Genomic DNA, 11,212 nt, shown 5'->3' on the forward strand with positions numbered 1-11,212 from the left:
AGCAGATGCCCGAAGGCTTCAGGCCATTGCGACTTCCTGGAAGAATCCTCCGCGCTGCATGACGTTCCCGCTCCGTTCGGTCTTAGCGTACGATTTCGAGCAGCTCTTGTTCTGACCCCGGGATTGCCCGGCTTCTTGCCTCTCGCCTTTGCGGCCCGGATACCGGCCTTGGTGCGTTCGGAGATCAGTGCGCGCTCCAGCTGCGCAACGGCGCCCAATACCTGCAGCGAGAACATACCTTGCGGAGTCGAGGTGTCGATCGGATCGCGCAACGAACGGAAATGCGCTCCCTTGGCCGCGAGATCTTCGATGACTTCAAGCAGATGGCTGACGGAGCGTGCCAGGCGGTCGAGGCGAACGACGACGAGCGTGTCGCCGGCGCTGATATCCCGCATCAGCCTGGCGAGGACAGGACGGGCACGCGAAGCACCCGAACCGTGTTCCTGAACGATGACGTCGCAGCCGGCTGACCGCAGCTCGATTTCCTGTGCTTCCGTCACCTGTTCGTCCGTTGATACGCGAGCGTAGCCAATAAGCCGGCCCTGTGGTCGATGGGAAGCTCGATTTTGCATGTCAGCGGCCATTTGGAGCGTCTGAGAGGGTAGGGGAGGGCAGATTTCCAAATACAGAGGATAAGGATAACCGATCGTTTGTAAACATCTCTTGAACACCTTTCTGACACTCGGCCGAGCATGAAATCCCCGCAAATCGGCGTTTCTCGTCAATTGGGGCCAGGATCGAGGAGCATCTGTTCAGTTTGGGAGCCGCCGACGCACCCTATAGTACGCGCGCGTGGGAAAAGTGCCGCTATGACGGAAGTGAAGGCCGTGATAGCTTCCGCATGATGAACAAAGTGACGCTATTACAATGTGTTATAAAATCAGAGATTTGCCCGTCCAAACCCTCCTGCCGGCGATCGGGAGGGCGGAGGATCAGCTCGCGCGCCTCGACGAAGCGGTGCGGCGCAGTCCTGTGGGGAAGGGCTTTGTCGAAAGGGGTCATTTCTTCGATGCGGCCGCAAGCATGTGGATTTCGGGCGAGCTTGTGCACGTCGAGGATCTCGTCCTTCATGATGCCCACATGGACGTGCGGGCACCGACGCATGAGCTTACCATATCGCATGCGATACTGCGCGCCCGCCGACGGATCGCGGATGCCGATCCCGCCTGGGCTGTCAGCGGCTCGGGCCTTTTAGCGCTTTCGGGCCTGAGAGGCGCGCCCGATGGGGCAGCCGAGTTTGACCGAGGCCCGGTTGATGATGGCGGTGGGAACGACTCTCTAAGAGGAGAGGAGGCATTGTCCGCGGAATTCGCCGCGATCGATGCGGTTCTCGAACGTTCCCGGCGCATTCTGGAAGGGGAGGGGGCTCCCGCCGTTCATACCGAGAGGCCCCAAAGTGTCATCGTGGGAGATCTGGTCGTCCGCGATGCTGAATGGGATGAGCGCGGCAGGATCGAGCAATGGCAGGCGGTCGGTCGTGAGGTCGAAGACATGCCACCGACGCTCGCGGCCGCAGTTCTTTGGGAGGCGTGGGAAACCCTGGAACCACTCCAGAACAAGCACTGGCTCGGCCCTTTGGTGGTCGGCGCCTGGCTCCGATCCCGGCGCAAGGTGGCCTCACATCTGTTTTGCATCAATGTCGGGCTGAAGACGATCCCACGCGAACGCCGACGGTCGCGGAGCAAGACGACGCGTCTACTGGCGGCTCTCGACGCCATGTCGGCCGCCGGCGACGCCGGCATGAAGGAGATCTCTCGGCTTGCCCACGCGCGGGAGCAAATGCAGCGCCGGCTGCGGTCCAGGCGTTCGTCGAGCAGTCTGCCAGGTGTGATTGATCTGATCCTATCGCGGCCGATCGTGTCTGCGACGATGATCGCCAAGGAGGTCAATGTAACGCCGCGCGGCGCGCTTAACCTTATTACTGAGCTTGGCGTGCGGGAGATGACGGGCAGGGGACGGTATCGCGCATGGGGAATTCTCTGAAAACGCGCGCCGACGAATCCACTGAGCCATGGTATCTGCAGCGAGCAGTTGGTTGACGGCGGCGCTAGTGTATCTATATAATCCCTAAGACAACCAGCGAGGTTACTATGGTTCGTACCGCGCCAAATCCGAGCAGCACTCGTTCTGATTCCCTGCAGGCGGCCTTTCTTCGGCGCGCAACATCTGCGCTTGAGCGCATGGCGGCCACCGCGTCGCCGAAGACACTCTCTGACGCCTTGGCTGCGCCAACCGATGCGGGTTCGCTTGCATGGCTCCTCAGCCGGTCCGAGGTTGTCGGTGAGGCCGTCATCGAGCTCGACCCGCTGGTCCCTGCCTTGGCGAGGAACGTCGAACACCGCAAGCGGCTGATTGAACGCGCTGGCGGTACCTTGTCGGCCGAGGATGCAGGTCGGCTTCTCGGCATCTCGCGTCAAGCTGTCGACAAGCGCCGGCGCGCCGGAGCGTTGCTTGCTGTTCGCGAGGGAAGCGACTGGCGCTATCCCGCCTGTCAATTCGATGAGACGGAGGTCGTTGCCGGTATCGGAGATATCATTCGAGCCTACGCTTCGGCCGGGCCGTGGGTGGCGCTCGATTTCCTGCTCGCGCCCGACTCGGCGCTTGGAGAGCGTTCGGCCCTTGAAGCGCTCATGTCCGGCGATCGGGACGGGGTTCTGCGCCTCCTGCGCAGTGAGGCGCAGGATGGGTTTGCATGACGCCGAGAAAGCGGGCCGCGCCCCGCGGTCCGTCCGGTCTGGCGCCTCCTCCTCCCGAATGGCTCGCTGACATATCGCTGCCGATCGACGAGATACAGGCCGGACAGGTGTTGCACCGTGTCCACCGTTCGTCACTCGACCCGATCTTCTTCGGCCCGGGTCCCAACGTGCCGCCGACGAACCGCTTTGACAGTGCCAGCGGACGGTTCGGAGTCCTTTATGCCGGACTGACCCTTCGCGGCGCCCTGGCCGAAACCCTCGTGCGCAATCCGCAACGTCTCATGGTGACCATGACCGATATCGTTGGGCGCTCCGTATCCGGGCTTGTCTCTAATCGACCCTTGCGGATTGTTCGCCTGTATGGAGCGGGACTGCAGACGGTCGGGACGGACAACTCGATTTCGACCGGGCCCTATGTGCCCTGCGGCCTCTGGTCGGACGCCCTCTGGGATCACCCAGACCGTCCGGATGGATTGGCCTACCAGTCGCGCCATGACTCGAGCGAGATTTGTCTCGCGATCTTTGAAAAGGCCGACGTCCGACTTAAGGCTCAAGGAACCCACACTTTGTCGAGCATGCTTGGAGAAGTGGCCGCAGTGCTCGACAGCTATGGCAAATCCGTCTCTCCGCCCGTCGAATAACTCGAGGCCAGCCACACGTAGATTATGCCGGGTCCGTTCCCGCGGGCCTGATTAGCTCTATAGACGCGGAGGCAGTGCAAAAATGATCACGGCCTTCTACAAGCAGGTTATCACAACTCCCGCGTGGGACCGGCTCGATACCCTGCCAAAGCAGGGCGGGATGATATACAGTCCCTTTCTTGGCCCGCGTACTACTGTTGATTGGGGGTAGACGGATGCATTCGGACCTATCCGGCGACGAGGAGGGTTGGGACCCGGCGGCCGTGGGGCTTAAGGTCCGATTGCGAGACAATCCGGGAAGGCAAGGAATGACCACCGGCCGCACGAAGGCGATCGGGAGCTTCCTTAAAGGCCCACTCGCCCCGGTAGGCAATCTCGCCGTGCTCGCCCACGAACAGGTAGCCGAAGAGATATTCGAGGCCATGCTCGCCGACAAACGGATCGCCTTCCAAGTCAAGAAAGATGTCGCCTTTGGACGGCGCGGGCAGGCGCGTGAGTCCGAAGCCGTGCTCCACCGGCAGCACTTCGAATTTTCGCGCGCCGGACGAACGCGCTTCGCACTGAATCCGCGCCTGCTCGCGCACGCGAATAAGCGCCTCAGGCGAGCCGCGATCCGGCTTCCATGCGAGCGGTAACGGCATTGCGGCGAGGTCCTGCACCGTCGCGATGCCCTGTACCTTCAACTCTCCCATCTGGAGCTTCGAGATGCCGGCGACGAGGCACAGATGATCGTCATCGCGCCGGCGCTTGTCGCAAGCCTCGCGCCACCGGCAAATATCGCAGTGCGGTACAGGATCTGGGTACGTCTGCCCCGGATCCTCCGCGGCAAGGCTCGCCGCGAAGGCGTTCTTCACCTGCCGGTAATAGGCGCCGTAATCGGCGAAGCGATAGCATTGGGGCTCAAAATCCGACCACGGCACAATCACGTGCATCCACTCGGGCGCTGCCCCCTGCATCGCGTTCAGCAGGTCCGAGTAGAGGCAGAGCTGGAGCACCGTGCCTGCTTTGGTCTCCCGCGCGAGTTTCGTATCGATCGCTTCATAAGACCACGGACCGAGGACGCTCGTGGTCTCGACCTTGCGCAATATGTCGGCGCGGCCCGCCCAGCCATCGTGCGCCAGTGCGCCCTGGACGATGACCTCGGCCCCATCCTTCATGGCCGCCAGCGTCTCGCCGACAGCGGCGTCGCTCACGTCGACGCCGTCGATCCTGACGACCTTTAGGCCAGCATTCGTCAGGTGATCGACGTAGTTCTGCTCGTGGATCCAGCCACGCTCCCGGAGGATCTCAAGCAGCGGGTCCCAGGCTTTCGGCTTGGCGCGCGTGCCTTCGGCGACCGCCCGGTCCAGGGCGGTCAGATGATGGCAATTCAGATATCCGACGAGATCGCCGGCACTGAGCCGGAAAGAGCCCCCGATCTTCTCCATGACATCAGGATACCGGAGCTGCCTTGGCCCATCTAGGCAGATTCGTAGGATTGCAGGGGTTCTCGCCGAGGCTGAGGAAATGAACGTCGAGATCAGCGAGATGTACTCACTCGTCGAAGTACCTGACCCTTCTCAGGGAAGTGCATGAGTGGACCGGATTGCCGAATCAGGTGCACGCAATTCCGCCGAATGTCGCTTCTGGTTCGATCTCCTTATGAATCTTGAAAAAACCTCACATGTCGGGTGGGCGTAGATTGGGCTTTTCTTTCCGACCATGCGGCATAGTCGTCGATCCGGACGGCAACCGCATGGAAGCCGTCATCCAGAGAACAATTCAAACTGGCGATCATCTGGTCGCTTGTTGCATGACCATTCAGCGCGGCGGTGAGCATACTCTTCCTCGAAACGATCCCGCTCAAAAAACCATATGCGCATCAAGGGATATAAACGCTCATCATACAGCTGCCGCTGCTCGGCGGTCAGCTGCTCGAAATCCCAATCGTCGAGCAGGAAGGCGACTTCGTCTTCCGGACGGCGGTCGTCGAAGTAGCCTTCCTCACACATCTCCTCGAGGATGCCGGCGGCGGCGGTTTGGAAATGCCATTCGCTGCGTTCCTCCTCCGTCATGAATCTGAAACTCTGCGGTTCCCGGACAAGCTCGAGATTGGCTGAGTCTGGAATCTTTTCGGCGGACCAGTTGGCACAGCAGGCCTGGATTGCCGCTTGGTCCGCCTCATCCCAGACAGCGCAAATTGCGAGTTCTTCCTCGGGCACCTTGCCAGTGAAGCCGCGAATGTCCCAACCTTCGACGACAAAGCGTGCCGTCGCTGCCTGATCTGGTGTGACTCGAGCTTTGTCAAACACCTCCTGAGCGGCGATCAAACCCCGCATGATTTCTTCCGGCTGCGCTCCTTCGACGCGGATCGTGATGGTCATCACCTGCCTCCAATACCGTTCGGGCGCATCGATGCCTTCGCGTTCCGCATGGGCACGGCATGATCCCGATTGACTCTCGGTGGATACGAGAACAAATGTAGAACATATCACAGGCTTTCCGTGTTTCAAGGGTCAGATGAGTATATCGGCGCCCCCTTCTGCCATTTCCGAGCTTCGAGAACGCATCGCCCGCCTCGAAGGCTCAAATGCGCGCACCCGTACGGTTTTGCCGTTCGGGGTGGCTGCGATCGATGGGGTTCTGCCGGGAGGCGGGTTGATTTTTGGCGGCCTGCACGAGGTCGCAGGCGGCGGAAATGGTGCCGTCGACGGCGGGGCCGCGGCACTCTTCGCAGCGGGAATTGCCGCGCGCGCGACGGGAAAGGTGCTGTGGTGTGTTACCCGGCCCGACCTGTTCGCGCCGGCGATCGAACAGGTCGGCCTTCCTCCGGGAAGGGTGATCTATGTCGAGGCGGGCGACGAAAAAACCCTTCTCGCCTGCTTTGAGGAGGGTCTTCGTGGCGGCTTTGGCGCCGTCGTTGCCGAGGTTGCCCGGCTTTCGATGACGGCCTCGCGGCGCCTGCAGCTCGCCGCGGAGAGTTCCGGTGCAATCGGCATCGCCATTCGCCGCTGGCGCCGCCAGACCGAAGCGACCGATTTTGGCCAGCCGACAGCCGCGGAGACCCGCTGGCGGGTGTCAGTACTGCCGTCGACGCCATTGCCGGTGCTGGGCGTCGGGCGTGCGCGCTGGCATCTCGGACTCATCCGATGCCGGGCCGGAGAGAGTGCGGATCTTACAGTGGAGGCAACGAAAACGCAGCGGAACCGCCGAAGGCCAGCGTCGTTTAACGGCAAAATGGAGGTCGGATATCGAGTGTATCGGAAGGCGTGGGTGTCGATATGGCGGACCGTCGTCGAGGACCACGAGGAGGAATAAGCCCTTGGAGCGCTGGCTGGGACTATGAGCTGGCGTGGAAAAGCATGTCACAAGGGTTCGATGTGACGCAGACCGGTCATAACAGCGAACCTCGATCGGCCAGCCCCTGGAGTTGGTGCCCCGCCACAGACGAGTTGATCGTCGATAAAAGTCCAATGGAGCAGACAACGCGGCCTGGCAGCCCGTGGTGTCGTCCTGTTGACGAGAAGGCCCCGTGTGGGCGTTACTAAGTCAATGAAAAATGATGGCGCGGCAGCCAATTTGCCCCGTTGAAACAGCCACTTGAAGTCCAAGCCCTGCGAAACTAAATCAATTCCGAAGCGTGCAGAGGCACGCGAAGGTGATGGTCAAGCTTCATTCGTGGAGGTTGTCACATGGCTTACAATCTGATGGAAGGCAAAAGGGTTCAGGACTGGTGCAATCTTGTGCTCGCGGTGTGTCTGTTCGTCTCTCCGTGGGTCATCGGATTCGCCTTAGAAACGGAGCCGGCGTGGAATGCCTGGATCGTGGGTGTCGTACTCGCCGCTCTCTCGCTCGCGACGCTCTCGGCGTTCGCCGAATGGGAGGAATGGGCTAATGTGGCTCTCGGTCTCTGGCTGGTCATCTCGCCTTGGGTGCTGGAGTTCACGGCGAACGTGAATGCAATGTGGACGCACGTGGTGATCGGCATCCTCGTTGCGGCAGTGTCAGCCTGGGCGGTATGGGCTTATCGGCAGGATCCGCATGCCCACGCATAAACGACAAGCCCTGAAAACTGAGCCCGCCGCCGCGCGGCGGGCTTTTTCATGTGCTTTATCGGCCAACTGATTTCTATAAGCGGTTACCGATCGGTCGCGGATGCTGGTTGCAGGGCATCTGCGGTGACGAGTATGCCGGCTATCCGGGCGAAGCTTGCGAGCGACTGGCGTGCCTGCTCCGCCGACAGCTGACCGGCGATTGCGGCGTTGCAGCTTCTTTCGGCACAACCAAATGCCGGCCCCCGGCGATTTTTCGGCCATTGATTGAGGAACGCCATCGCCTCTTGGACCGTCACGATATCATGTAGTGCCCCATTGGCTCTGACCGTGACTGGAGCCGGAAATTTAAGACTGGTCATCTCTACCTCCCTGTTTGTCGTCGTTCTCCTTTGCGTGTCTGGATGCGAGAACGCCGGCACCGGATCGGCGTGCAATTTCCTGACGTTCGGCCGCTGGCGCTCTGGCGGGCTGTCCTGCACCACGAAGTCCAGCTTCTGCCTTTCAGCGAAAGCAACGGCCGCTTCCTTGGTCGGGAAATCAAGTTGGACCTGGGTCAGGGTTTCGTTGCTTCCGGTGTAGCCCATCAACGGCTCGATGAAGGGCGGGGTCCGTCGCTCGAAAATGAGCCGCCACGGCCGGACAGCCTCCCGTGCCGACGTCATCACCGAACGGCTGGGACGAAAAATCCGCGTCGTAAAGTGACGGGGCAGCGCTGGCCGACTGGTGTGGAGCAGCATCGGCTGGTCGGCTTGCACGCCCTGCCAAATCTGCGATCCAATGCGGTTCTTGTCCTGATCCGGTGTAAGTGGCTCTGTCATCGACATCCCTCCTTATTCGGAAGGATGCCGCCGGGCACCCGGAGGGGACCCGGTCGGCTTACCGTTCTGGGCTGATCACTTGCTGCTGTTGATCGCGATGCGCTTGGCGTTTGCCTGGGCCTTCTCGGTCTTCGGCAGCGTCACCGTGAGCACGCCGTTCTTGAAGGTCGCCGCGACCTTGTCCTTCTCCACCTCACGGCCAAGGGCAAGACGCCGTTCGAAACGCCCGTAATAGCGTTCGCTGAACTGACGATCCTTGTCCTCGTTTTCCGACTTCTTCTCGCCGCGAAGCGTCAGGACACCGTCTTCCAGCATGACCTCGATGTCATTTTCCTCAAGACCCGGCACCTCGGCCGTCACCCGGATCTCCTTGTCGGTTTCCGAGAATTCGACGCTCGGCCAGGCACCGTTTCGGGGCATCATACGGCCAACCACCGAAGGCGTGTCAAAACCGCGGAAGACCTCATCGAACAGCCGGTTGACGTTGCGGTGAAGCGACAGGAACGGGTCCATGTCGTCGCCGCGATAGATCGCCGGAGTCTGGTTGTTGCCTCGGTTCCAGGGAATCAGGTCACGTACACTCATCGTCGTTTTCCTTTCTTGTGTCGCTTTTTCCTTTCTCATTTGGTCGCAACGAATTCCCCGCCTCCATGGGTCGGGGCGTTTCGTGCAGGCCGGTTGCTTTTGGTCAGGCCGCTACTTCGCCTTCGATCCGCTTTGTCGACTTCTTGGCCGGCGCGGCATTGATCGCGATCCGGCGCGGCTTCATCTCCTCGGGTATTTCCTTTTTGAGGTCGATGATCAGCAGGCCGTTTTCCAGCTTTGCGCTGACGACGCTGACATGGTCGGCGAGCTCGAAGCGGCGAGCAAACGACCTGAGAGCCAAGCCATGATGGAGATACTGAACCTCCTCGTTCTCGGCCTTGGCGCCGTTGACCATAAGCATGTTCGGTTCATGCGTGATCGTCAGCTCGTCCTCGCCAAACCCCGCCACCGCAATGACGATGCGGTAAGTGTCATCCGTGAGCTTGGCGATATCATAAGGCGGCCAGTTGTCGGCGTTTTGCGGGACGCTGGCCTTTTCGAGCAGGTCGAAAACGCGGTCGAAGCCGATGCTCGACCTGTAGAAGGGGGAAAAGTCCATGTTTGTTCTCATAGCTACATCCTCCTTGGAGCAACATAGACACGAGAGCGCCAAGAAGCCTGACGCTCCCTGACATCGTCGGTCCCACTCCGGCGACCGACAAAAATGAGTTGGGAATGGCCTTCCCCTACGTCAAGAGGTCTGCAGAATTTTTAGGCGATCCGCATCAAGTGACCGCGCATCGATGGCAACAACCGCGCAGGATGCCCATCTAGTGGGCAGGAAAGTCGACGGAGGAAACGATGACGATGACACGCGCGAATGTTGTCTCGGTTCTTGGCCCCGTGGACGAGACAACGATTGCAGAAATCATATCGACGGGAGCTTCGCTGGACGAGCTGAGAGAGGCCTGGGCCTGGGCTTTCGGCGACGAAGCATTGATGAGTGAGGGCCGTCCATTGCCGGGAACCAGGGTGGCCGCCTTGATCGACCTGATCGAACCAGAGGAGGAAGTGGCAGGTCCCGTTTGATCGGGGTCCGCCACTTCCTGTTTTCACTGGCCGCTATTAGGCATCCAGTAGCTGCCGTTCCCGGTTTCGCGGGCTATCAGATTCCCTGGCAATGTCGGTGGGGATATCATCCAGCCGCCGCAGTGCATCCATGACTGCATCGAAGGGCACCGGAGCCGCGACACCTGGCGGATTGCGTAGCGCCGGCATGGATTCGACGGCACAGGCATCCGACGCCCACGAGGCGAGAATGGCCCGCTTTTCCTGAATGTCGAGCGTTTCGTCCTCGACCACATCGTCGGGATGGCTGAAAAACCGAGCTGGAAAGAGTAGCCGGTCGAGCGACGGGTCAGAGGTTTCCGGGGTAAACGAGGGGATGATCGTCGAGACGGTTCGTTCCATCGATGGTCCTCCGCTTCCAAAACTCTCCTTTGCTTTTGACGTCCTAAGGTGGGGTCTTGGAAGACTCTCCACCTTGGGAGATTTTGGTTTGCTCCTGCGTGATTTCAAGATGCCAGATACCAGGTCCCCGACACGAAATAGCCATATGATTTCAGGTCGGTAGCACTCTCGTGTGTGGAGTGCTAAAAATTTTTGTGCAACCTCTTGAAACTTGAAAAATCAGAAACCAGATCGATTTGCGCGCGATGCCGAAAAGTATCGTGCGCCCCGCGCCGAAGCTTTCGGCTGCGGCGCGGAGGGACCTCTTGAAAATCTGTTTGCCTATGAGGAGAACGACATGACGTTCCATCCCTTGCACGACCGAATCCTGGTCCGCCGCATCGAGGCCGAAGAGAAGACGGCCGGCGGCATCATTATCCCCGACACAGCCAAGGAAAAGCCGCAGGAAGGCGAGGTCATCGCCGTTGGTCCAGGCGCTCGCGACGACAGCGGCAAGCTGGTCGAACTCGACGTCAAGGTCGGCGACCGCATTCTGTTCGGCAAATGGTCGGGTACCGAGATCAAGCTCAATGGTGAGGACCTACTGATCATGAAGGAAAGCGACGTGATGGGCGTGATCGAAGCTACCGCCCAAGCCAAGAAGGCCGCCTGAGCGGGTGAAGCGCCAGTCAACAGTGCTGCCTGGAAAGGAGTAGAGAAATGGCTGCAAAGGAAGTCAAATTTCATACAGAGGCCCGCGAAAAGATGCTGCGCGGCGTCGATATCCTCGCCAACGCGGTCAAGGTCACGCTTGGGCCGAAGGGCCGCAACGTCGTGCTGGACAAATCGTTCGGCGCGCCGCGCATCACCAAGGACGGCGTCACCGTCGCCAAGGAAATCGAGCTGGAAGACAAGTTCGAGAACATGGGCGTGTCAATGACCATGGAATCGGGACCCCGTATTTTCGCGTAAAAGGGACCCCCTGCTTGGGTTGATGAAGGGCACGGCGGTGAGCGCCCGATCAGGCGAAGCTGGTCGGGGTTGCACAG

The 11,212-nt window shown here is 60.4% G+C and carries 14 protein-coding genes and 1 pseudogene; 8 read left to right on the forward strand and 7 right to left on the reverse strand.

The features are described 5' to 3' along the window. Positions 1–584, reverse strand: a 584-nt coding sequence (locus EET67_RS24435; protein ID WP_133308889.1) for a recombinase family protein, incomplete at its 3' end; no start/stop codon positions are given. Between the two features lie 283 nt (positions 585–867). Between EET67_RS24435 and EET67_RS24440 the strand changes: the two genes are divergently transcribed. The 3 genes from EET67_RS24440 to EET67_RS24450 all read left to right on the forward strand — a co-directional run bounded on the left by EET67_RS24440 (position 868) and on the right by EET67_RS24450 (position 3,337). After that, the gene (locus EET67_RS24440; RefSeq protein ID WP_128628785.1) at positions 868–1,983 is read left to right on the forward strand and encodes an RHE_PE00001 family protein; all 1,116 of its coding nucleotides are present in this window, start codon (positions 868–870) and stop codon (positions 1,981–1,983) included. 107 nt (positions 1,984–2,090) lie between these two features. After that, on the forward strand, positions 2,091–2,696 hold the full coding sequence (locus EET67_RS24445; RefSeq protein ID WP_128628786.1) for a helix-turn-helix domain-containing protein: 606 nt from the start codon (positions 2,091–2,093) through the stop codon (positions 2,694–2,696). Beyond that, entirely contained in the window at positions 2,693–3,337 is a 645-nt protein-coding gene (locus EET67_RS24450) for an RES family NAD+ phosphorylase (protein ID WP_128628787.1), read from the forward strand. Before EET67_RS24445 ends, EET67_RS24450 begins: the two co-directional genes overlap by 4 nt. 227 nt (positions 3,338–3,564) lie before the next feature. On the opposite strand, the gene EET67_RS24455 is transcribed toward EET67_RS24450, so the two are convergent. Next, complete coding sequence (locus EET67_RS24455; RefSeq protein ID WP_128628788.1) at positions 3,565–4,764, reverse strand: TM0106 family RecB-like putative nuclease; 1,200 nt, start codon at positions 4,762–4,764, stop codon at positions 3,565–3,567. A 318-nt stretch (positions 4,765–5,082) separates the two neighbouring features. Next, the gene (locus EET67_RS24460) at positions 5,083–5,700 is read right to left on the reverse strand and encodes a hypothetical protein (protein WP_128628789.1); all 618 of its coding nucleotides are present in this window, start codon (positions 5,698–5,700) and stop codon (positions 5,083–5,085) included. 136 nt (positions 5,701–5,836) lie between these two features. Between EET67_RS24460 and EET67_RS24465 the strand changes: the two genes are divergently transcribed. Next, the gene (locus tag EET67_RS24465; RefSeq protein ID WP_245451224.1) at positions 5,837–6,634 is read left to right on the forward strand and encodes an ImuA family protein; all 798 of its coding nucleotides are present in this window, start codon (positions 5,837–5,839) and stop codon (positions 6,632–6,634) included. Between the two features lie 374 nt (positions 6,635–7,008). After that, on the forward strand, positions 7,009–7,371 hold the full coding sequence (locus EET67_RS24470; RefSeq protein ID WP_128628790.1) for an SPW repeat protein: 363 nt from the start codon (positions 7,009–7,011) through the stop codon (positions 7,369–7,371). Positions 7,372–7,454: 83 nt separating this feature from the next. Here the strand turns inward: EET67_RS24470 and EET67_RS26255 are convergent, their stop codons facing one another. From EET67_RS26255 to EET67_RS24490, 3 genes are all read right to left on the reverse strand, one after another. After that, positions 7,455–8,195, reverse strand: coding sequence for an NADH dehydrogenase ubiquinone Fe-S protein 4 (locus tag EET67_RS26255; protein WP_245451226.1), 741 nt, complete (start codon positions 8,193–8,195; stop codon positions 7,455–7,457). A gap of 69 nt (positions 8,196–8,264) precedes the next feature. After that, positions 8,265–8,774 carry an Hsp20/alpha crystallin family protein gene (locus EET67_RS24485; RefSeq protein WP_128628791.1) on the reverse strand — a complete coding sequence of 170 codons (510 nt, stop codon included), beginning with the start codon at positions 8,772–8,774 and terminating at the stop codon, positions 8,265–8,267. Between the two features lie 103 nt (positions 8,775–8,877). Then, positions 8,878–9,345: an Hsp20 family protein gene (locus EET67_RS24490; RefSeq protein ID WP_128628792.1), complete on the reverse strand. Its 468-nt coding sequence runs from the start codon at positions 9,343–9,345 to the stop codon at positions 8,878–8,880. A 230-nt stretch (positions 9,346–9,575) separates the two neighbouring features. Between EET67_RS24490 and EET67_RS24495 the strand changes: the two genes are divergently transcribed. Then, a complete protein-coding gene (locus tag EET67_RS24495; protein WP_128628793.1) occupies positions 9,576–9,803 on the forward strand; it encodes a hypothetical protein in 228 nt (75 codons plus the stop codon). A gap of 36 nt (positions 9,804–9,839) precedes the next feature. Here the strand turns inward: EET67_RS24495 and EET67_RS24500 are convergent, their stop codons facing one another. Continuing rightward, complete coding sequence (locus EET67_RS24500; RefSeq protein ID WP_128628794.1) at positions 9,840–10,184, reverse strand: hypothetical protein; 345 nt, start codon at positions 10,182–10,184, stop codon at positions 9,840–9,842. 337 nt (positions 10,185–10,521) lie between these two features. Here EET67_RS24500 and groES point away from each other — a divergent pair, with 337 nt between their 5' ends. Further along, positions 10,522–10,836, forward strand: a complete 315-nt coding sequence (gene groES, locus EET67_RS24505; protein ID WP_128628795.1) for a co-chaperone GroES — start codon at positions 10,522–10,524, stop codon at positions 10,834–10,836. A 47-nt stretch (positions 10,837–10,883) separates the two neighbouring features. Beyond that, positions 10,884–11,111 (forward strand): annotated as a pseudogene (locus tag EET67_RS24510) (TCP-1/cpn60 chaperonin family protein); the annotation flags it as partial. Positions 11,112–11,212: the final 101 nt, after the last annotated feature.

The sequence above is a fragment of the Borborobacter arsenicus genome, from assembly GCF_003934165.1.
Lineage (GTDB): Bacteria > Pseudomonadota > Alphaproteobacteria > Rhizobiales > Rhizobiaceae > Pseudaminobacter > Pseudaminobacter arsenicus.

Bases quoted from the DNA above. Each gene is read 5' to 3' on its own strand.
- EET67_RS24440 (WP_128628785.1), top strand. From the start codon at position 868: ATGTGTTATAAAATCAGAGATTTGCCCGTCCAAACCCTCCTGCCGGCG.
- EET67_RS24445 (WP_128628786.1), top strand. From the start codon at position 2,091: ATGGTTCGTACCGCGCCAAATCCGAGCAGCACTCGTTCTGATTCCCTG.
- EET67_RS24450 (WP_128628787.1), top strand. From the start codon at position 2,693: ATGACGCCGAGAAAGCGGGCCGCGCCCCGCGGTCCGTCCGGTCTGGCG.
- EET67_RS24455 (WP_128628788.1), bottom strand. From the start codon at position 4,764: ATGGAGAAGATCGGGGGCTCTTTCCGGCTCAGTGCCGGCGATCTCGTC.
- EET67_RS24460 (WP_128628789.1), bottom strand. From the start codon at position 5,700: ATGACCATCACGATCCGCGTCGAAGGAGCGCAGCCGGAAGAAATCATG.
- EET67_RS24465 (WP_245451224.1), top strand. From the start codon at position 5,837: ATGAGTATATCGGCGCCCCCTTCTGCCATTTCCGAGCTTCGAGAACGC.
- EET67_RS24470 (WP_128628790.1), top strand. From the start codon at position 7,009: ATGGCTTACAATCTGATGGAAGGCAAAAGGGTTCAGGACTGGTGCAAT.
- EET67_RS26255 (WP_245451226.1), bottom strand. From the start codon at position 8,195: ATGTCGATGACAGAGCCACTTACACCGGATCAGGACAAGAACCGCATT.
- EET67_RS24485 (WP_128628791.1), bottom strand. From the start codon at position 8,774: ATGAGTGTACGTGACCTGATTCCCTGGAACCGAGGCAACAACCAGACT.
- EET67_RS24490 (WP_128628792.1), bottom strand. From the start codon at position 9,345: ATGAGAACAAACATGGACTTTTCCCCCTTCTACAGGTCGAGCATCGGC.
- EET67_RS24495 (WP_128628793.1), top strand. From the start codon at position 9,576: ATGACGATGACACGCGCGAATGTTGTCTCGGTTCTTGGCCCCGTGGAC.
- EET67_RS24500 (WP_128628794.1), bottom strand. From the start codon at position 10,184: ATGGAACGAACCGTCTCGACGATCATCCCCTCGTTTACCCCGGAAACC.
- groES (WP_128628795.1), top strand. From the start codon at position 10,522: ATGACGTTCCATCCCTTGCACGACCGAATCCTGGTCCGCCGCATCGAG.